This is a genomic window from Actinokineospora sp. UV203 (assembly GCF_056323665.1).
The window spans coordinates 3,528,296-3,548,786 of the sequence record NZ_CM150484.1; the positions used below are offsets into that span (position 1 = coordinate 3,528,296).

Genomic DNA, 20,491 nt, shown 5'->3' on the forward strand with positions numbered 1-20,491 from the left:
CGAGGATGGGGCGACACTCGCCGGGCGGCGGGCGGGCGGCGACGCACCGGTCTTCCGTCGTGGCGCTCAGCCTCCTCCTCGTCGCCGCCCTGGTGGGCTGGCTCAGTTTCGACTTCCTCCGCGACACCCTCGGCGCCTCGGACTGCGAGCGGGTCACGTCGCTGACCGTCGCCGCGTCGCCGGACATCGCCCCGGTGATCACCCAGGTCGGCCGCGACATCCTCGAAGCGGGCGACGACTGCTACGACGTGCGGGTCACCAGCCGCGAGTCCTCGGGCGTCGCGGAGTCGCTCGCGGTGTCCGACGGTTCCGAGCCACCCGACGTGTGGATCCCCGAGTCGACGCTGTGGCTGCGCCGCGCGCAGTCCAACGGCGCCTGGCAGACGCCGATCGAAGGCACCCGGATCGCGTCCTCGCCGGTCGTTCTCGCCGTCACCGACGACCTCGCGGGCCAGTTCGGCTGGCCTGCGACCCGGCCGACCTGGGCCGAGCTGACCGCCGACACCTTGGTGCTGGACGCGCTTGGCTTCCCCGACCCGGCCCGCGACCCGATCGGCGCGTCGACCCTGTTCACCATCGCCGAGCCCAAGGGCAACGACGCGGCGGCCACCACCTCGACGCTGCGCAAGCTCTCGGCCAACACCGTGCCCCAGTCCTCGGACCTGTTCGCCCGGCTGCCCGGCACCACCAGCCCACACCCGCCGCTCTCGGCCTTCCCGAGTTCGGAGACCGCGGTGCTGCGGCACAACGCCAAGCAGAGCTCGACCAAGCTCGTCGCCGCGTACGCCGACCCGCCGCCGCCGTCGCTGGACTACCCGTACGTCGTGCTGCCCGCGACGACCGGCGAGAAGCGCACGGTGGCGGAGCGGTTCCTGTCCAGGATGCTGGGCTCGCAGGCGAGGGAACTGCTCGGTGCGGCGGGCTTCCGCGGCCCCGCCGGGGACGTCCTGCGCGACCGGTCGCAGGACAACCGCGTCGCGGCCGACCAGGTGCCGCCAGTCGCACTGCCGGACAGTGACGAGGTCGACCGGGTCCTCAACGAGTGGGCCGGGGTCAACCTCAGCGCTCGCATCCAGGTCCTGCTCGACGTGTCCGGGTCGATGGCCGAGCAGGTGCCGGGCACCGGGCGGACCCGGATGGCGGTCACCCTGGACGCGGCCGAACTGGGCATCCGCCTGTTCAAGGGCACCACCAAGATCGGCCTCTGGATCTTCTCCACCAACCTCGACGGCGACAAGGATTACCGGGAACTGCTGCCGGTCCGCCCGGTCAGCGACCACCTCGCGGCGAACGCCATCCCGACCGTGCGGAGCATCGAGAACCAGACCAAGGGCGCGACCGGGCTCTACGACAGCACACTCGCGGCCTACAAGTCGGCCCGGCAGAACTGGGAGCCCGGGCGGATCAACCTCGTCGTCGTCATGACCGACGGCAAGAACGAGGACCGCGACGGCATCAGCCGCGAGCAGCTGCTCGCCGAGCTCGGCGCCCTGGCCGACCCCAAGCGACCGATCGCGGTCATCGGCATCGGCATCGGCCCCGACATCGACGTCGGCGAGCTGCAGGCCATCAGCGCCGCCACCGACGGCCAGGCCTTCTCCACCCCGGACCCCTCCAAGATCGCGGAGATCTTCTACGCCGCGCTGAGCAAGCTCCTATGCCAACCGCCCGCGTGCAAGCCCACGCCCGGAAGCTGAGGGACCGACATTGACTTTCGAAGAGGTCAAACGCGACTGGACCGAGCTGGGCGCGCAGGACCCGCTGTGGGCGGTGCACGTCGCCACCGACAAGCGCGGCGGCCGCTGGGAGATCGACGACTTCCTGGAGCTAGGCCGACGCGACGTCGCCCGGGCCCGCGACTGGCTGCACCAGCTGGGCCTGCCGACCAAGTGGTCGCGGGTGCTCGACTTCGGCTGCGGCGCGGGCAGGCTCTCCCAGGCGCTGGCCGAGTACGCCGACGAAGTGGTCGGCGTGGATGTCTCGGTGCCCATGCTGGACACCGCCCGCGCGCTCGACCGCTCCGACGGCAGGTGCCAGTTCGTCCTCAACGAGGTGCCCGACCTGCACGTGTTCACCAGCAACAGCTTCGACCTGGTGTACTCGGAGCTGGTCCTGCAGCACCTGCCCGCCAAGGTCATCGCCGACTACCTGGCCGAGTTCGTCCGGGTGCTGCGGCCGGGCGCGGTGGCCGTCCTGCAGTGCACGACCCGTCCGCTGTGGACACTCAAGGGCACGATCTGGCGGCTCGCGCCGTACCGGATGGTCCGGCTCGGCCAGAAGCTCGTGCTGCGCTACCCCGCGCCGATGCGGATGACCGCGCTGCCGCCCGCCAAGGTCTCGGCCGTGGTGTCCGCGCACGGCGCCGAGGTCGTCGCGGCGATCACGACCGACGAGCCGGAGACACACTGGCAGTCCAGCCGCTACGTGATCCGCAAGCTGGGCGGCACGACTGAGCACTGAGCAGGCGGTTCGGCCTAACATTCCTCCGATGGCGACGACGCGGGAACCGACCCAGGGTCGGCCGGCGCGCTTTCGCGCGTGGCTGGCCGGTCTGCCGCGCAGCCTCACCGCCTGGGTCATGGCCGCCCTGATGCTGCTCTCCTTCCTGCAGCGGCCCGGCCGGACCACGTTCGACACCAAACTCGACCTCGCCGTCGACCCGATCGCGTTCCTCGGCCGCGCGCTGCACCTGTGGAACCCGGCCGCGACCGGCGGCGAGCTGCAGAACCAGGCCTACGGCTACCTGTTCCCGATGGGTCCGTTCTTCGCCCTGGGCCAGGCCGTCGGGCTGCCGCCGTGGATCGTGCAGCGGCTGTGGTGCGGTTTGCTGCTGTGCCTGGCCTTCGGCGGTGTCCTCGCCGTGGCCCGCTCGCTGCGCATCGGCACCGAACCCGCGCGGTACCTCGGCGCGCTTGCCTACGCGCTGGCGCCGCGGATGCTCACCGAGATCGGTCCGCTCTCGGCGGAGATGCTCGCCGCGGTCATGCTGCCGTGGGTGCTGCTGCCGCTGATCCGGGTCGAGCGCATCGGCTCGCCCCGGCGTGCCGCCGGGCTCTCGGCGCTGGCGATCGTCTGCATGGGCGGGGTCAACGGCGCGGTCGTGGTCCTCGCTTTGGTGCTGCCCGGGCTGTGGCTGCTCACCCGGCAGTGGACCCGCGAGCACGTGCGGCTGGTGCTGTGGTGGTTCGGCTGCGTCGTCCTCGCGGTCCTGTGGTGGTTCCTGCCGCTGGCCCTGCTCGGCGAGTACAGCCTCCCGTTCGTCGACTACGTCGAGTCGGCGACCAACACGACCACGCCGACCTCGCTGTTCCAGGTGCTGCGCGGGACGAACCAGTGGGTCGCCTACGTCGTGCAGGGCACGCCGTGGTGGCCGTCAGGGTTCATGCTGATCGACAACCCGATCCTGATGCTGGCCACCGGTGTGGTCGCCGCGATCGGGCTGCTCGGGCTGGTCCGCTCGCGGCTGCCGGAGCGGCTGTTCCTCACCCTCGGCGTCGTCGCCGGGGTCACGTTCCTGACCATCGGCTACGTCGGCACCCTCGACAGCCCGTTCTCCGAGTCCGTCCGGGCCCTGCTCGACGGCCCGCTCGCGCCGCTGCGCAACGTGCACAAGTTCGAGCCGGGTCTTCGGCTGCCGCTGGTGCTCGGCTTCATGCACGCGATCTCCGGGCGGCTGCCCGGCCTGGCCCGCAAGGCCTCCGGCCTGTGGGCGACGCGGGCGCGGCTCGCCGTCGGGTTCCTGCTGGTCCTGATCACCGCGGCCCCCGCGTGGCTGTTCACCCTGCGGCCGGGTCCGGGCTGGGACGAGGTCCCCGACTACTGGCGCACGGCGATGACCTGGCTCGCCGAGGAGGACAAGGACGCGCGGACGCTGCTGATCCCGGGCACCGGGTTCGGCGAGTACACGTGGGGCCGGACGATCGACGAGCCCGCGCAGTCGCTGGCCCGCTCGCCGTGGGCGCTGCGCAGCCAGATCCCGCTCGGCTCCGAGGGCAACACCCGGCTGATGGACGCCGTGGAGGACGCCCTGGCCGACGGCCGCGGCGCTCCCGGGCTGGCCGACTTCCTGGCCCGCTCCGGACACCGGTTCCTGATGCTGCGCAACGACATCGACCGGGACACCACGGGCGCGCCGCCGCTGTCGATGCTGCGTTCGGCGCTGCGCGGGTCACCCGGGATCGAGCGGGTCGCCGGGTTCGGCCCGGAGGTTCGCGCGGGCACGAGCGGCATCGACGAACACGCTCCCGCCGCGCAGGCGATCGAGGTCTACGAAGTCAAGCGGACCGTGCCGCTCGCGGTGGCCGTGCCCAGCGACCAGGTCGCCACGGTCAGCGGCGGCCCCGAGTCGCTGCTGCCGCTGCTCGACTCACGCCTGCTCGACCCGACCCGGCCGACCGTCATGGCGGGCGACGGCGGTGCGCCCGACGCGCGGGACTGGCTGGTCACCGACGGTCTGCGCTACCGCGAGCGCAATGTCGGCCGGGTGCGCGACAACCTGAGCCAGACACTGACCGAGGACGAGAAGGCCCGCCAGGTGCGGCCCGCGATCGACGTGGTGCCGTTCGAGGGCATCGAGCACCGAACGCTGGCCACCTACCGCGGGATTCGCGGGGTCACGGCGTCCTCGGCGGCCAGCTTCGCCGACGCGGTCCGCGGGTCCGACCCGTCGTCGATGCCGTTCGCCGCGATCGACGGCGACCCGTACACCGCCTGGCAGTCCTCCAGCCTGCGCGGGCCCACGGGCCAGTGGCTGGAGGTCGAACTCGACACCCCGCGGGTGGTCGACCAGATCGCGCTGCGCGTCGTCGACGACTCCCGCCTTGGCTGGCCGGTCACCCGGGTCCAGATCACCACCGACAAGGGTTCGGTGACCCGCGACGTCGAACGCGGCCAGGACCCGCAGCTGTTCACCGTCGCCCCCGGCCTCACCAGCACCGTGCGCGTCACCATCCTGGGCGTCGCGGCGGACCGGACCACCGGCAACGTCGGCATCGCCGAGATCACCATTCCCGGCGTCGAAGCCGAACGCGCCCTGCGTGTTCCGGCCGACGTCGCGCCGAAAGCCGACCAGCGCACCGCTTTCGCCTTCACCCGCGGCGCGCTGCCCAGCTACTCGTGTGTCCGTGAGGAAGGCAAGACCCGCTGCGACTCCGGCCTGACCCGCTTCGGTGAGGAACCGGACGGCGTGCACCGCCTGTTCCGCACCTCGACCGACGCCACCTACACCGTCTCGGGCCGGGTCCTGCCCGCCGCGGGCGCCCGCGCCCCGATCCAGGTCCCCGGCCTCGACGTCTCGGCGTCCACCCAACTCGCGGGCGACCCGGCGGCAGGCCCCCTGGCGGCCATCGACGACGACCCCGCGACGACGTGGATCGCCGACTACACCGACCTGAACCCGGTCCTGCGGCTGAAGTGGGACAAGGAAACCGCCATCACCGGCCTGACCTTGACCACCCACCCCGACTCCGGCGCCACCCCACCGGCCGAAGTGGAGATCCAGAGCGCCGCCGGGACCGTGCGGCTGCCGGTGTTCACCGATGGCACCGTGGACTACCACGGCACCACGGACCGGGTGGACATCAAGATCACCCGCGGTCGCGAGGAGGAGCGGGCCAAGCCCACCGGCATCAGCACCGTCACCCTGGCGGGCGCGAACCTGCCGAGAATCGGCGCCGACACACCCTTCACGATTCCCTGCGGGTCGGGTCCCAGCCTGCGGATCGACCAATTCGAGTACGCCACAACGGTTTCCGGCACCCTCGACGACCTCGACAACCACCGCGCCCTCCCGTTGGGCACGTGCGCCGACCTGACGGGCGGCGTCGACCTGCGCGCGGACGAGCACGAGGTGCGCACCCACCGGTCGGACAGCTTCATCGTCCAAGACCTGTGGCTGACCCCGGTGGGCATGCCGTCACCGTCGCCCAGCGCGCGTGCGGTGGAGATCAAGTCCTGGGAAGCCGCGTCCCGCTCGCTGACCGTCGCCGCGGGACCTAAGGCTGTCCTCGCGGTCCCGGAGAACGCGAACGACGGCTGGGAAGCCACAGTGGACGGACAAACCTTGCCGCGGACCAGGGTCGACGGCTGGCAGCAGGCGTGGGTCCTGCCCGAGGGCGGCCCGGTGACGGTGAACCTGACCTTCGCCCCCGACACCTCCTACCGCCTGCGACTCCTGATCGGCCTGGTCGCCGTCCTGGGCTTGATCGCCCTGGTCCTATTCCCGTCACGACGCCGCACGGATCTTTCCTCAGCTCCCGCAGGCGAACGCTGGGTACCGATTGCCCTGATCGCCCTGCTGGCGACGATGGGCGGCATGCTCGCGGTAGTCCTGTTGATCGCCTGCCTACTGCTCCGAAGCCTGTTCCCGACATACCGGCGGGCGATCTCGATGGCGTTGGCGGCAGCGGGGATGACGGTCGCCACGGTCACCGCGGTCCTCGGCAGACTGCTGGACCACGGCCAGGAATGGGCCTACGGCGCCACCGCCCAAGGCGCGATCCTCGTGGCGATCGCCGCCGTCGTGGCGGCACGAATCCCGTACTTCGACAAGGACCCCGCCACCCCACCCAAGCACGCGTGACCCGCTCGCGAGTCGCCCCGCCAGGCAAGTGAGTCGCCCGCTCCGGCAAGCGAGTGCGACATTCACGATCGCGCCCGCCGATGACCCAGGCCCCAAAGCTCACCGAACAGAGCCGGGTCCCGTGCAAGCGCGCTTAAATCAAGCCACCGCAACCGGAACACGGCGGGAGCGCAACTCCACTGCCGCGCCGGCCACCGCAAGAGCCCCAGTGGCGATCACCGCTGCCGTGACCACGTTGGTCAAAGTCCCGTTGAGCCAGACCACAACCAACCCGATCTCCACGAGGACAGCCACCCACGTCAACGCCGTGGACCGCCGATCGGCGCTGGCGATCCGCGAGAACAACAAGATCTGCACCAGCGACAACAAAGACCCCACCAGCGCGAACTCCCACAGCGGAACCACGCTGGAGGCGTACTTCGCCCCACCGATCAGCCGCACCCCAAGCTCCCCGAACAACGCGGAACCGCCCACCACGATCGCGTTGAGCGCGGCGCACAGTCCCAGCGCCAACGGGATCACCCGCCGCCTGCCCTCATCGCTGGCCAACCTGGGCAGCACGACAATCGCGATGGCGTACGGCAGCCAGTAAGCGATCTTCGTGAGCACCGCTCCCACCGCGTACGCGCCTGCGACGTCCTCGGGCAGCGTGTGCCGAGCCAGCACCAGATCGAGATTCACCAGCAGCACCAACGCGAGCAACGCCTGCGCCGCGTGCAGCACGTCGCGCACATGTGCGATGTCAAGCCGAGTCGGCCGAGGCTTCCCGCAGATCAGCCACCCGACGAACGCCACCACCACCGCGCCCGCCGCCGCCCCCGCCAGTGCGCCCGTGGGCGTTCGCGTGATCATCAGACCCACCAGCGTGCCGCCGATGCGGCCCACACCTTCGGTCACCACCAGTCGCGACATCGTGCCGAAGCGTTGGGCGCCTTGGAGAGTGCCGTACCAGAGTCCGTTGAGCGTGATGGGTCCCAGCGCGAGCGCGAGGAACAGCATCGCGCCGGGGCCGTCGAGGTGCAGCAGCCAGACGAACAGCGGCGTGCTCAGGAACGCGACGACCATGATCGACACACTCGTGCCGAATCCCAGGGCCGTCAGCGGACCCGGCGGCCGGGGCGACAAGTCGCCTGCCACCCGCAACGCCACCACAGTCTGCAGGCCCAGCGCGGGGACCGCGCCGATCACCAGGATCGCGAGCAGTGAGCCTAGTTCGCCGAACGCCGCGGGGACGAGCAGCCGAGCCGCCACGAGGGTGAGCAGGTAGCTGGCGACGTTGTTGACACCGAGCGCGCCCGCGACCAGCACGGCATCGAATCTGCCGCGCCCGAGGGCGGGCGTAGCCTCATTCGAACCGCTGACCGTCAAGGGCGCGCCCTTCTGGTTACTTGCCGGTAATTTAGAAGACTCTAGCGGCCAAAACCCTCGGAGAACAGGCGTGACCGATCCAGGTCTGAACGGTCCAACGTGGCTGCGCCGGTCGGCCCTACCGGCTGTAAGCGCGCTGTTATCGCTGGTCATCGTGGGTCCGCTACTCGGCGGCGGGTTCGTCCTGAACTACGACATGGTCTTCAGCCCGACCCAGTCGCTGGTGCCCGACAGCCTCGGCCTCGGCTCCGCCCCGGCCCGCTCGGTCCCCGCCGACGCGGTGATCGCGGGCCTCACCCACGTGCTTCCGGGCGACCTCGTCCAGAAGCTGATCCTGCTCCTCGCGTTCTTCCTCGGTCCGCTTGGCGCGGGCAGGCTGGTGCCCACCGAGTCCACCGGCGTCCGGCTCGTGGCCGCCGTCGGCTACGGCTGGACCGCCTACCTCGCCGAGCGCCTGTTCATGGGCCACTGGCCCTACCTGCTGGCCTACGCCTGCCTGCCGTGGATCGCCGCGGCCGGGCTCGCGCTGCGCCGCGGGGAACCCAAGGCGTGGGTGCGGCTGGTCGCCTGGTCCGCGCCCGCCGTGCTGACCCCGACCGGCGGACTTCTTGCCGCAGGCACCGCTTTCGCCGCCGCCGGGTGGCGCCGCGCCCTGCCGACGCTCGCCGCGGTCACCGTGCTGAACGCGCCGTGGTGGGTGCCGTCGATCCTGCGGCCGGGTGTGTCCTCACCGGACGCCGTGGCGCTGTTCGACGCGCGGGCGGAGAACTGGGGCGGTGCCGTCACCAGCGTGCTGGGACTCGGCGGGTTCTGGAACAGTGAAGTCGTCCCCGCGAGCCGGGAGCTGCCGCTGGTCCCGATCCTCACCATCGCCGTGACTGTCGTGGCGCTGCTCGGGTGCCGGGAGTTGGCCCGCCGCTGGGAACCGGCCGTCGCCATCCTCGGACTCGGCGCTCTCGGCGTGGTCCTCGCCGTGCTGGGCACGATCCCGGTCGGCGCCGAGATCCTGCGCTGGGCGGTCAGCGAGATCCCGGGCGCGGGACTCCTGCGCGACGCCCAAAAATGGGTGGCCTGGTGGGCTCTCCCACTGGCATTGGGATTCGCCGTCGCCACCGAGCAAGCGGTTCGCCACCTGCCTCGCGGACGTCTCGCCGCGCTCGCCGCCGCCGCGCTGCTGCCGGTGATCTCCATGCCGGACCTGGCTTTCGCCGGCTTCGGCCGACTTGAGACAGTCCACTATCCCCAGGACTGGGCCGATGTTCGCGGCGTCCTGCTGGCCGATGCCCGGCCGGGAGACGTGCTGACGCTGCCGCTGTCGACGTTCCGACGGTTCGGTTGGAACGACGACCGAACCCAACTCGACCCCGCACCAAGGATTCTGCCGAAGACCACGGTCATCGACGACACCGTCTACGTGGGCGGCCGCCCGGTGGCCGGTGAGGACACCAGGCTCCCGCCGATCCGCGAAACCCTTGCCGTGCACGGCGACCTCGGCGCGGTCGGCATCGGCTGGGTCCTGGTCGAACACGGCACACCGGGAGTTCTCGACCCGGAAGTCCTTGAGCCACTGGCGGAGCAGTATCGCGGAGAGTGGTTGACCCTGTACCGGGTGCCCGGCCCGGTGGACACGGCTACGGCAGTCGGCCCAACGCGGTTTCCCGTGCTGCTGGCCGACTTCAGCGCGTTGCTGATCGTGACTCTGAGCTGGTTGTGGCTGGCGTTACCGACCGGTAGATTGAGCGGACTGACCCGGCGCGAGGAGTAATCAGGTGGGCAAGATCGTTGCAGCACTGGTGGCGGTTCTGGTCGGCCTCGGCCTGGCCACCGGCGTCACGTTCGGGGTCACCAGCGCCGCGAGCCCCGACAGCGAGAGCAAGCTGGACCTGCGCGACCGGCCGAAGGGCAACGGGGACAACGGCGTCGTCAACTACGGCACCCCCTGACCGGTGGCCGCGGCCACGTCGGGCTTCGGTGATCCGACAGTCAGCTGGAGCATCCTGCTGCACGCCGACCTGGCTTCCCAGCCCGATCCGGCGTCGGTCCGGCGCGGCCTCGACGAGGTGGGCGCCAGATTCCCCCACCTCGGCCCGACACCGGACGTGGCCGAGGCGGAGTCGCTCGACGACCTGCGCCGCCAGTTCGCGGAAACCCATTACGCGCCAGACGATTCCCTGGTCAGGGCCGCGGTAGGCCCACATGAGCTGCTCATCGCCGCCCATCACGGCGCGTGCGACGGGCTCGGCCTGCTCGCCCTGCTCGGGGCGGCCCTCGACATCCCGGTGACCTCCGGCGCGGTCGGTGTCGCCGACCGTCCCGCGGGCGAGTCGTTCCTCCGCTCGGCCGCCCGCCGCGTCACCGAAGCGCTGCTCCACCCGCCCGCGAGGGTCGAGCCGAGCGTGCGGGGACAAGAGCCCGGCGAGTTGCTCCTGACCCGCCACGAACCGCGGATTCGGGCAGGCACAAGCAAACTCACCGCCGCCGCGGCCACCGCCGTGACGGCGTGGAACCAGCGCCACGACGCGGGCACGGCCCGGCTCGTCGCCGCCGTCGGCGTCTCCCGGCGCGGCGGGGACGACATCGCGCCCTGCGACGAGAGCGCTTTCCTGCGCCTGCCACTGGAATCCACCGACCAGCGGCACATCAGCCAGGCGCTGGCCGAACAGGGCCCGGAGCCACAGTTCCCCGACACTCCCGGTCTGCTCACCACGCTGGGCACCCGACTGCTCGCCAACCGTCTCGGATCGAGCTTCCTGGTGTCCAACCTGGGCGCCGTGTCCACTTCGGACGTCGTGCGCACGCTGGCCTTCCACCCCGCGGCGAGCGGTCGCTCCGCGGTCGCGTTCGGCGCGGTCACCGTGGCGGACACGACGACGATCACCGTGCGCGTCCGCGCCCGCGATTTCGACACCGAGGCCGCGGGCACCCTGTTGGCCGACCTGGTCACCGAACTGCGCGGATGACTGACGGTTTTCTCGAACCGATTTTGGCTACTTCGCGGTATTTCCCGGTATCATCGAGTTTATTGTCGGTCCGCACCGAAGGACGTCGTTATCGATGACGAACACCCTCCCGTTCTCCGCGACGCTGGACCGGTCCGTGCGACTGTTCAAGGCATTCCGAAATGAACAGACCGACCGCGACACGTTCTATCAGACGCTCGCCGAGGATTCCGCCCGCCAGGTGAACTCCTACGCCGATCTCGACGGCCGGATCATCCTCGACGTGGGTGGCGGGCCGGGCTACTTCTCCGACGCCTTCCGCGCCGCGGGCGCCCACTACCTGGGCCTCGACCCCGACGTCGGTGAGCTTTCCGCACGTGGGCAGCATGGTGAGAACATGATCCGGGCCAGCGGCACCGAATTGCCGGTGCGCACCGGGTCGGTCGACATCTGCTATTCGTCCAACGTCCTCGAACACGTCCCGACGCCGCACGTGATGCTCGACGAGATGGTCCGGGTGACCAAGCCCGGCGGCACGGTCTTCATGTCGTTCACCCCGTGGTATTCGCCATGGGGCGGCCACGAGACATCGCCTTGGCATTTCCTCGGCGGCCATTACGCGCGCCGCCGATTCACCGAGAAGAATGGCGAAGAACCCAAGAACAAGTTCGGCGAGAGCCTGTTCGCATTCTCCATCGGCGCGGCGATCAAGTGGGCCAAGAAGTGCGATGAGGCGACGCTGGTCCAGGCATTCCCCCGCTACCACCCGTCGTGGGCGACGTGGATCGTGCGCGTGCCCGGCCTGCGTGAGGTCGCGTCCTGGAACCTCGTGTTAGTGCTGCGAAAGAACGGGGACGCCTGACCGGCGTCCCCGTCCGTCCTTTTCAGACTCCCGCGCCGACGCCCTGCCGCCGGGTCGGCGGGTTGCCGAGCCCGCGAGCCGGTTGCGGACTGCCGCCGAACACCAGCATCGCCAGCGCGACCAGGATGAGCACGGCGCCGGAGATCCACAGGATCGTCGGCAGCGTGGTGATCGCGAACAGCTTGGAGAGGTTCTTCTCCGCCTCCGCCGCGTTCTTGCTGACCGTCTCGTCGGTGAGCTGCAGCGTCCCGTTGAACACGTAGGTGCCTTCGCCCGCCTGCTGATCCGGCGTGCGCAGCTCCTGCTTGCCGTCCTGGCGGCCGGAGATGATCGCGCCGGTCGTCGGCTCGACCCACAGCGTGCGGCTGGCCTCGTAGTACAGGTCCACCGCCACCGTGGGTTCGCCATCGCGGCCGATCAGGCTGCCGGGGACCTTGCGTTCGGAGATCTTCGTCGGCGGCACGCTCAGGGCGAACCGGTAGACCTCGAGGCCCTTGATCTGTTCGACGCCTTCGAACTTCGCGTCGACAGCCTTCTTCACCTCGGTGTCGTACCACTTGTACGGGCGCTGTTCGGTGCCGAACGGGAACTTGAAGTTCAGCCCCGGCTGCTGCAGATCCCCACGGCTGGCACCGACGCGCTTCTCGAGTTCGTCCTCGTAGTACTGGCCTTCGCACGGCACGACGGCTTCGCCGGTGTGCCGGTCCAGGCAGATCCGGCGCAGGCCCGCGGTGACCGTCAGCTTGCTCGCGTCGTCCTTGACGATGGACGACTCGACCCAGGACGTGACGTCGCTGTCGCGCGTGACCTCCGGCTGACTGAGGTCGCCGGTGACCTTCGTGGTCGAGGTCAGGCTCAGGTTCTCGCGGATCTCGGGCTTCACCGACGAGCCGTTGGGCACGTAGACGAGCGCGGTGATGCCACTTCCCTGCGCGACGGATTTGGCGTCGATGTTGTGCGGAACCTTGGCCAGTCTGGGGTAGGCGTAGAGCTTCAGCAACAGGCCGGTGGCAACCGCGAACACCCCCAGACCGAGCAGGACGAAGGTGATGACGCGACGCAAAGGGTCCTCCTGTATTTCCTGACCGTGAAACGGTCGACAACTGTTTCTTACTCGGCGGTAATACCTGCGGAATGTACGTCGTGGAAGGCTGTTCGCGACACTGCTGAATGGCCGATCCAGCCAATCCGTTATGTTCCAGGCCTCATGTCACACCTTCCCGGGGATTTCGCATGGACCCGCCCAGCAGCCGTTCCGCATCGGCCGCCGCCCGGACCGTGACACCGGTCCGACCAGCACGTTCGAGCTCGGCGAGCAGGTTGCCGCCGTGGCATTGCTCGACCAAAGTCCACTGGCCGATTCCGTCGGTCCCGGACCGCGTCCCGACCGATGTCGGCTGATGCGGCTCGGTGTCTGCGGGAAATTCCGCGATGATCGCCTCGGGCATTCCCGGCTGCCATTCGCCGATTTTCAGACCGGCCCGCAAAGCGGCCACGAGAGCGGTGAACCGCGCACCGGTCGCGGCCCAGTCGAACCGGGTCGCCCAGTCCTGGCACGCCTTGGCCACCGCCTCGGCGCGGGCCGGGTCGGCGAGGTCGGCGAGCACCCGGTCCACGGCTTGGGTGAGGTCGGCGCCGTTCGGGACGAGCCAGCCGGTGTCGCCGTGGCGCACCGAGTCGCGCAGCCCGTCGACGTCCCGGCAGAGCGTGGGCACGCCGTGCGCGGCCGCCTCGACGACCGCGAGTCCCCAGCCCTCGCCGTCGGACAGGGTGACGTTGAGCCAGGAACGGCCCAGCAGAGCCGATTTCGTGGCGCTGTCGACATACCCGTGTACTTCGACGGCGCCGTCGAGGCGGGCGGCGAGCGTGCGCAGGGCCTGCTCTTCCGGCCCGCCACCGACGATGTGCAGCCGCAGCGTCGGCCAGCGCTCGGCGAGCGCCTCGACTGTGCTGATGAGACGGTCGACCCGCTTGTGCGTCACCAGCCTGCCCAGACACACCAGCGTCGGTTCGGGTTCACGCTCGACCCGGGACTTCGGCGCCTGGTCCATACCGTTGGGCACCACGTACACCGGGCCGGTCCAGCCGAGCCGGGCGCGCATCGCGTGCACCGTCGACGGCGACACCGCGACCGTGACGGCGGCGCGGTAGACCCGGCGGGCGGCCGGACCTTCCAGCCACCGGCCGACGGCGGCCAGCCAAGGCGGGAAGTGCACGGCGAACTGGGCGTCGTGCACGTGGTGCATCAGCAGCACGACCCGGGTGCGCCGGGCGAGGACGAGCGGGCTGAAGAACGGGATGCCGTTCTGGCAGTCGACCACCACGTCGACGCGCCTTCGGTTGCGCAGCAACCACAGCAGCGCCCAGAGGTAGACCGTCCACTGTCCGCCGCGGCGAACGGTGGTGAGCGTGTCGGAGCGCTCGCCCGGGGTCTGCCCCTCATCGCGGGCGGTCAGGAAGGTGACCGACGCGCCGGCGCGGGCCATCGCCTCGGCGACCCGCACGGCGTACTCCTCGGCACCGCCGGCGAGGCGGTGCCCGCGGTCGCGCCAGTTGACGACCACGATCCGCGCACCGCGCAAGGAATTGAGCGCTTCAGTCACTACGCGACCTCCGCGATCGCCGCGTCGGCGGTGATGACCCGGCGCGCGGGAACGTGCGCCTCACGGTCGAGCAGCTCCCGGATCTCGCGCAGGGCGGCGAAACTGCGGTAGCCGTCGCGCATCGGGCTGAACGTCGATCCGGGAACGTCGGTCCAGCGCACCGGCAGCTCGGCGATCACCGCGCCGGAGCGCCGGGCCCGCGCGAGCAGCTCGACGTCGAACGCGAAACCGGTGGTGCGCAGCGGAAGGAAGATCCTCTCCGCGGTGTCCCGGTCGAAGAACTTGAAGCCGCACTGGGTGTCGCTCACGTTCGGCACCAGCGAGCCGACCGCGCGCCGGAACGCCCACGCGCCGACCTGCCGGACCATGCTGTGTCGCGCGCGGACATCCGACATCGGGTGCGCCCGCGAGCCGACCACGACATTCACGCCCTGGTAGAGGCAGTCCAGCGTCGGCGTCAGCGCGTCCATGTTGGTGGCCAGGTCCGCGTCGCAGAATCCGACGAAGGAGCTGTCGGTGGCGAGGACGCCCGCGCGGACCGCGGCGCCCTTGCCGCGCTCGGCGCAGTCGATGATCCGGATCGGCACGGGACCGGCACGGTGAGCGCGCACGATCTCGGCGCTGCGGTCGGTGCTGCCGTTGTCGACCACGACGATCTCGGTGCGCCGGGAGAACCCGCGCAGCGCGTAGGCCAGGCCGACCAGGGTGGCGGGGAGCCGCCGTTCCTCATTGAGGACCGGCACGACGACTGACAGCAGAGTCCCCGTCGGGAGTGTCCTCATCGGACATCCCTCGAGATGGCCATGGAGCGCCTGGGGGAACCGGGAACGGCTCGCAAAGGTCCTCCTAGAGTGAGACCGGGGTCACATCCGCCGTGAAGTTACCCAACGGTAGTGCCGCACCCGTCGGGTCAATTTCGTGACGGGGGTCACAGTAAGAGTCGAAGGTTGATTCAGGTCAGTCAGATAAGACCATTCAGCCCAATTCAATTGGACCAAATGGCCTATATCTCCAAACAAGACTGTTACCCGGAACAAGGCGGCACAACGCGTTTCATCGCGGATCGTTGACCCGGGAACGGGTCGAGCCGGCGGATTGCGCGCACAGCGCGAACGCAGAGCATCGCACAAAGTGATTTACCGATGAATGATCTGGACCGTTCAGGCGTCAGCCGCTGCGCCAAGTGTCGGATCGAGCCGCGCGGTCTCCACCGAGGCGTAAAGCTCGGCGATGCTGCGCGGGTCCGCGAGGTCACGCTTGGTGAGCTCCTGAATCCGGCGAATGCGGTAGCGCACGGTATTCGGATGGACGAAAAGCCGGGCCGCGGTCGATTTCGCCGAGCCGCCCTCGGCGTACCAGGCATGCAGCGTCTTCAGCAGCACGTCCTGCTCCGCCTTCGGCAGCTCCAGCACGCCGGAAAGCACCTCGCGGGCCAGTTCCCGGGCCAGTTCGCGGCTGCCCGCGACCAGCGTGGTGAGTGGCTGGTCGCCGAATCCGACGACCCCGGTCTCGCCCGCGGCCAGGCAGCGCCGGGCGATCCGCGCGCGGCGCAGCGCCGCCGGGATCCGCCGCGGCCCGGACACCGGTGGACTCATGCCGATGCCGTGACCCGAGCTGTCGAGCGCATCGCGCAATGCACGAAGGTCGGTGGCCCGCTCGACGGCGACGATGCCGATCTCGGCCTCGGGCAGGCTGCGCCACACCATCCGCCAGCGCCGGGGATCGACCAGTGCGGCGGACCGCTCGGCGCCGGGAGTCCGGTCGCAGAACACGACTACGAACGTCCCCGCCTGCGGCAGGTTCAGCGCCTTCGCCGCGTCGTCGAGCTCGGCCTGCTTGGTGAACCGGCCGTCGAGCAGCCCGTCGATGAGCCCGAGGCGGGCCTTCTCGTCGTAGCGCGCCGAGTGCGCCTCGAACTCGCTGTACGCCGCGGTGATGACCGCCGAATAGCTGTCGATGATGCGCCACACGGTCGTGCTGACCGGCAGCAGCTGTTCCGGGGTGATGATGCCGGGCGGGATGGCCCGCTCCATCAGCGTCTCGTAGGTGAAAGTGCCCGCGATCCGGAAGGCGCGCAGCACCGCCGAGAGCGGGATTCCCTGCCTGGCCTGCGCGAGCCCGGTCTTGCGAACGGCCTCGACGGAGGCGTCCTTGCCCTCGATGAACGCGGTGAAGGCGTTGCGCAGGTTGACCTCGCACACCTTGCGCAGCTCGTCCGGCGCGCTGGCGTTCACCCGGCGGTAGAACTCCTCTTTCTCGCTGAGGAGGGCGGCCAGTTCGGAGGCAAGTTCCGGCAGCCTCGCCAGCAGCTGTCGCGCCAAGTCGAGCAGCTCGGGAGGCAGCGGCGACGTTAACGTCGGGGCTCCCACGGGCACGACTGTAGCCTTCGTCCGCCCTTATTAATACCGAACGAAGTTCAGATTACCCACGGGTACCAATTCGTGACCGCGGGCGTCACCGGGTTCAACGACGCCGTTCGGGACTGGTTACGCGATGATCTTCGCAGGTCAGAGGGTCACGCCGAGGGCGGCCAGCAGCGTGCGGAACTTGGCGTCGGTCTCGGCCAGTTCCGCGGCGGGCACGGAATCCGGCATGATCCCCGCGCCGGCGAACAGGCGCATCCGAGCCGCGTCGACCTCCGCGCAGCGGATCGCCACGACCCACTCGCCGTCGCCCGCCGCGTCGCACCAGCCGACCACCCCGCTGTAGAAACCGCGGTCGAACGGCTCATGCTCGGCGATGACCGCGCGGGCCGCCGCGGTCGGCGTCCCACAGACCGCGGGCGTCGGGTGCAGGGCCGCGGCCAACCGCAGCGCCGATACGTCCGGGTCGATGAGCTCACCGGTGACGCGAGTCGACAGGTGCCACACGCTCGGCGTCTTGACCAGCGACGGTGTCGCCGGGACGGTCAGCCGCCTGCAGAACGGCCGCAGCACTTCGACCACGGCCTCCACCACCACACGGTGTTCGCTTTGGTCCTTGGCCGAGGCCAGCAACGCGGCCGCGACCTTCTCGTCGGCGACCGAGTCGGCACCCCGGGGTACTGACCCTGCCAGGGGGTTGGACACGACTTGGTCGCCGGTGCGGCGGAGCAGCAGTTCGGGGCTGGCGCCGAGCAGGGTGCGGCCGTCGAGGTCGGCGGCGTAGGTGAAGCCGATCGGGTTGGCCGCGGCGAGGCCGGGAAGCAGGCGGGCGATGTCGACCGCGGCGTCGAATTCGAGCTCGATGGCACGCGCCAAGACGACTTTGCGCAGGTCAGGGTCGTTCCGCAGCCTGCGGACGACCTGTTCGACAGCGTGCGCGTAGGCCGCGGGTTCGGGAATCGGCGTGACTCGCGGCGCGTGGGTCCAGGGCGTGGTCGACATCGAGGACGCGGGTCCGCCACGGCGGACCTCCGCCGGGATGACAAGTCTGGGCTGGGCGTCCCCGTCGAACGGGAGGACACCGACGGCGACCGGCACGGCCGTGTCGAGCAGCAGCTTTCCTACCCGGGCCGCCAATTCGTCGGGGTCCGGTTCGGTGACGACAGCCTGGCACCCGGTGGCAAGCAAGGTGGTCGACGGTCCGGCGAGCAGGAAATCACCCGGCCGGTAGTCCTCGACCAGTGCTGGCGGTCTGTCGGCTGTCACAGGTCCATCATGCCCAGCCGGGGGGCCGCCCGCGGTATGGCCTTGCCCACCGCCACCGCCGGCGGACGGCGTCGCCGCCGCCCACCAGCGGTGATGGGCGAATCAGTTGAGCGCGTCGATCAGCGCTGCGCGCTGCCGGTCGCCCAGGCCCGCCGCGCGGCGGTCCGGGTCGATGCCGGACTGCTCCAGCAGGGCGGCGACCTTCACCGCACCCAGACCCGGCACGGCCTTGAGCAGCGCCGCGACCTTGGTCTTGCCGATGGTCTTGTCGTCCTTGGCCTTGCCGAGCACAGACGCGATGGTCCGCTCACCGGACTTGATCGACGCCAGCAGCTCGGAGCGCGCCTTGCGTGCCTCGGCTGCCTTGGCGAGCGCGTCAGCGCGCTGCTCGGGAGTCAACGTGGGCAGAGCCAACGTGGTAGTCCTTCCTTCTTCACCCGCCGCGGTAGCGGAGGGTCAGACAAGTTGTCTGGCGTACACCTTTGGCTACCGAGGGTCACTGAGGAGGGAAACAGATCCCACCCTCCACTATGGATGCGACCCCGGTCGCCGGATGCCTTTCACCAGTAAACGACACCTCGTTGGGCAACATACCCCCGACACGCAGAAACCTCCTGCTGGGAGCACCCCGACCGGGTGTCGCGACACAGCGTGACAGCAAGATCAACATGAGGAAAGTCCGGGTTTCGGTGATGTCGCGGCGGCCCCAGGCGCACTATCGTTGCTCATTACCAGCCAGTAGTCGGGGGCCGATTCCGCGTTCGACGGCCGCGCCGTCACCACCCCAGGGAGCTTGATCGACGATGTTGAGCACCATGCAGGACGCCCAGCTGTCCATCGCCACGCTGCTGCGTCACGGGTCCACCGTGCACGCCGGCGGCGAGGTCGTGACCTGGACCGGGACGGAGGGCCGCACGACCACGTTCGCCGAGGTCGGAGCCCAGTCCGCCCGGCTGGCCAACGCCCTGCGCGGCCTCGGTGTGACCGGTGACCAGCGGGTCGCGACGTTCATGTGGAACAACGCCGAGCACCTCACCGCGTACCTCGCGGTGCCCGCCATGGGCGCGGTGCTGCACACCCTCAACGTCCGGCTGTTCCCCGAGCAGCTGACCTACATCGCCAACCACGCCGAGGACCACGTCGTCATCGTCGACGCGACCATCGCGCCACTGCTGGCGAAGGTCCTGCCGACGTTCGAGACGGTCAAGCACGTCATCGTGGCCAACGGCGACGCCGCCGGGCTCACCGCGCCCGAGGGCGTGCGGGTTCACTCTTACGACCAACTCCTCGCGGCGCAGTCTGATGAGTTCGAGTGGCCGGAGATCGACGAACGCTCCGCCGCCGCGATGTGTTACACCTCGGGCACCACCGGCAACCCCAAGGGCGTCGTCTACTCGCACCGGTCGATCTGGCTGCACTCGATGCAGGTCTGCGCGGCCGACGGCATGGGCCTGTCGTCCGGGGACCGCTCGCTGGTGATCGTCCCGCAGTTCCACGCGATGTCCTGGGGCATGCCGTACGCGGCGTTCATGTGCGGCGCCTCGCTGATCATGCCCGACCGGTTCCTGCAGCCCGAGCCGCTGGCCAAGCTCATCGAGGCCACCCGGCCGACCCACTCGGCCGCCGTGCCGACGATCTGGCAGGGCGTGCTCGCCTATCTCGACCAGCACCCGGCCGACCTCAGCTCGCTGCGCGAGGTCATCGTCGGCGGCGCGGCCTGCCCGCCGTCGATGATGCACACCTTCGCCGAGAAGTACGGCGTCCACATCGTGCACGCCTGGGGCATGACCGAGACCTCGCCGCTGGGCACGCTGTGCCGCCCGCCGGTCGGACTGTCCGAGTCGGAGACCTGGGCCTACCGCTACACGCAGGGCAGGCTGCCCGCGGGCGTCACGGCCCGGCTCGTCGGTGACAACGGCGAAGAGCTGCCGTGGGACGGCGAGAGCGTCGGTGAGCTGGAGGTGGCCGGACCGTGGATCACCGGGTCGTATTACCGGCTCGAAGAGGACGGCGAAGGCGCCGAGAAGTTCGACGACGGCTGGCTGCGCACCGGCGACGTCGGCACGCTGACCCCGGACGGCTTCCTCACCCTGACCGACCGCTCCAAGGACATCATCAAGTCCGGCGGCGAGTGGATCTCCTCGGTCGAGCTGGAGAACCACGTGATGGGCCACCCGGCGATCGCCGAGGCCGCGGTCATCGGCGTGCCGGACGACAAGTGGGACGAGCGCCCGCTGGTGGCCGTCGTGCTGCGCGAGGGCGCCACGGCGGAGCCCGCCGAGCTGCGTGACTTCCTCTCCGACAAGGTCGCCAAGTGGCAGCTGCCGGAGAACTGGACGTTCGTCTCCGAGGTGCCCAAGACCAGCGTCGGCAAGTTCGACAAGAAGGTCCTGCGCGCCCAGCACGCCGAGGGCAAGCTCGACGTCCGCCACCTGGACTGACCACCGACCGGGCAGGGTGGGGTAGCCGATCGGGCGCGCACGCTCAACCGACTATGTAGGGTTTGCGCA

General features: G+C 70.0%; 15 protein-coding genes. 8 read left to right on the plus strand and 7 right to left on the minus strand.

Translation table 11 applies throughout. From position 1 onward, the window contains the following. The first annotated feature begins 5 nt into the window (after nt 1–5). The 3 genes from ACUZ2Y_RS16590 to ACUZ2Y_RS16600 are packed head-to-tail and all read left to right on the plus strand — an operon-like array spanning nt 6 to nt 6,580. Nucleotides 6–1,697, plus strand: a complete 1,692-nt coding sequence (locus ACUZ2Y_RS16590) for a substrate-binding and VWA domain-containing protein (RefSeq protein WP_476319759.1) — start codon at nt 6–8, stop codon at nt 1,695–1,697. Between the two features lie 10 nt (nt 1,698–1,707). Then, a complete protein-coding gene (locus ACUZ2Y_RS16595) occupies nt 1,708–2,460 on the plus strand; it encodes a class I SAM-dependent methyltransferase (protein WP_476319761.1) in 753 nt (250 codons plus the stop codon). Nucleotides 2,461–2,488: 28 nt separating this feature from the next. After that, nucleotides 2,489–6,580, plus strand: coding sequence for an alpha-(1->3)-arabinofuranosyltransferase (locus ACUZ2Y_RS16600; protein ID WP_476319763.1), 4,092 nt, complete (start codon nt 2,489–2,491; stop codon nt 6,578–6,580). Between the two features lie 138 nt (nt 6,581–6,718). Here the strand turns inward: ACUZ2Y_RS16600 and ACUZ2Y_RS16605 are convergent, their stop codons facing one another. Continuing rightward, nucleotides 6,719–7,888, minus strand: a complete 1,170-nt coding sequence (locus ACUZ2Y_RS16605) for a lipopolysaccharide biosynthesis protein (protein ID WP_476319765.1) — start codon at nt 7,886–7,888, stop codon at nt 6,719–6,721. A 130-nt stretch (nt 7,889–8,018) separates the two neighbouring features. Between ACUZ2Y_RS16605 and ACUZ2Y_RS16610 the strand changes: the two genes are divergently transcribed. The 4 genes from ACUZ2Y_RS16610 (at nt 8,019) to ACUZ2Y_RS16625 (ending at nt 11,749) form a co-directional block, all read left to right on the plus strand. Continuing rightward, complete coding sequence (locus ACUZ2Y_RS16610) at nt 8,019–9,713, plus strand: MmpA family trehalose lipid delivery protein (RefSeq protein WP_476319767.1); 1,695 nt, start codon at nt 8,019–8,021, stop codon at nt 9,711–9,713. A gap of 4 nt (nt 9,714–9,717) precedes the next feature. Then, the gene (locus ACUZ2Y_RS16615; RefSeq protein WP_476319768.1) at nt 9,718–9,891 is read left to right on the plus strand and encodes a DUF2613 family protein; all 174 of its coding nucleotides are present in this window, start codon (nt 9,718–9,720) and stop codon (nt 9,889–9,891) included. Between the two features lie 3 nt (nt 9,892–9,894). Next, nucleotides 9,895–10,908 carry a hypothetical protein gene (locus ACUZ2Y_RS16620; protein ID WP_476319770.1) on the plus strand — a complete coding sequence of 338 codons (1,014 nt, stop codon included), beginning with the start codon at nt 9,895–9,897 and terminating at the stop codon, nt 10,906–10,908. 136 nt (nt 10,909–11,044) lie between these two features. Continuing rightward, nucleotides 11,045–11,749, plus strand: a complete 705-nt coding sequence (locus tag ACUZ2Y_RS16625) for a class I SAM-dependent methyltransferase (protein WP_476331879.1) — start codon at nt 11,045–11,047, stop codon at nt 11,747–11,749. Nucleotides 11,750–11,771: 22 nt separating this feature from the next. On the opposite strand, the gene pgfA is transcribed toward ACUZ2Y_RS16625, so the two are convergent. The 6 genes from pgfA to mihF all read right to left on the minus strand — a co-directional run bounded on the left by pgfA (nt 11,772) and on the right by mihF (nt 18,395). Then, nucleotides 11,772–12,812, minus strand: a complete 1,041-nt coding sequence (pgfA, locus tag ACUZ2Y_RS16630) for a cell envelope lipid trafficking protein PgfA (protein WP_476319772.1) — start codon at nt 12,810–12,812, stop codon at nt 11,772–11,774. A 142-nt stretch (nt 12,813–12,954) separates the two neighbouring features. Next, nucleotides 12,955–14,352, minus strand: a complete 1,398-nt coding sequence (locus ACUZ2Y_RS16635) for a glycosyltransferase family 4 protein (RefSeq protein WP_476319774.1) — start codon at nt 14,350–14,352, stop codon at nt 12,955–12,957. Then, a complete protein-coding gene (locus ACUZ2Y_RS16640) occupies nt 14,352–15,134 on the minus strand; it encodes a dolichyl-phosphate beta-glucosyltransferase (RefSeq protein ID WP_476319776.1) in 783 nt (260 codons plus the stop codon). Before ACUZ2Y_RS16640 ends, ACUZ2Y_RS16635 begins: the two co-directional genes overlap by 1 nt. A gap of 378 nt (nt 15,135–15,512) precedes the next feature. Next, nucleotides 15,513–16,721 (minus strand): PucR family transcriptional regulator, encoded by a 1,209-nt coding sequence (locus tag ACUZ2Y_RS16645; protein ID WP_476319777.1) that lies wholly within the window; start codon nt 16,719–16,721, stop codon nt 15,513–15,515. A 138-nt stretch (nt 16,722–16,859) separates the two neighbouring features. Further along, on the minus strand, nt 16,860–17,981 hold the full coding sequence (locus ACUZ2Y_RS16650; protein ID WP_476319779.1) for an isochorismate synthase: 1,122 nt from the start codon (nt 17,979–17,981) through the stop codon (nt 16,860–16,862). A 102-nt stretch (nt 17,982–18,083) separates the two neighbouring features. Beyond that, nucleotides 18,084–18,395, minus strand: coding sequence for an integration host factor, actinobacterial type (gene mihF / locus ACUZ2Y_RS16655; RefSeq protein WP_091379082.1), 312 nt, complete (start codon nt 18,393–18,395; stop codon nt 18,084–18,086). Nucleotides 18,396–18,784: 389 nt separating this feature from the next. Between mihF and ACUZ2Y_RS16660 the strand changes: the two genes are divergently transcribed. Then, nucleotides 18,785–20,422: a long-chain fatty acid--CoA ligase gene (locus ACUZ2Y_RS16660; protein WP_476319782.1), complete on the plus strand. Its 1,638-nt coding sequence runs from the start codon at nt 18,785–18,787 to the stop codon at nt 20,420–20,422. Nucleotides 20,423–20,491 lie beyond the last annotated feature (69 nt).

Bases quoted from the DNA above. Each gene is read 5' to 3' on its own strand.
- ACUZ2Y_RS16590 (WP_476319759.1), top strand. From the start codon at position 6: ATGGGGCGACACTCGCCGGGCGGCGGGCGGGCGGCGACGCACCGGTCT.
- ACUZ2Y_RS16600 (WP_476319763.1), top strand. From the start codon at position 2,489: ATGGCGACGACGCGGGAACCGACCCAGGGTCGGCCGGCGCGCTTTCGC.
- ACUZ2Y_RS16640 (WP_476319776.1), bottom strand. From the start codon at position 15,134: ATGAGGACACTCCCGACGGGGACTCTGCTGTCAGTCGTCGTGCCGGTC.
- ACUZ2Y_RS16660 (WP_476319782.1), top strand. From the start codon at position 18,785: ATGTTGAGCACCATGCAGGACGCCCAGCTGTCCATCGCCACGCTGCTG.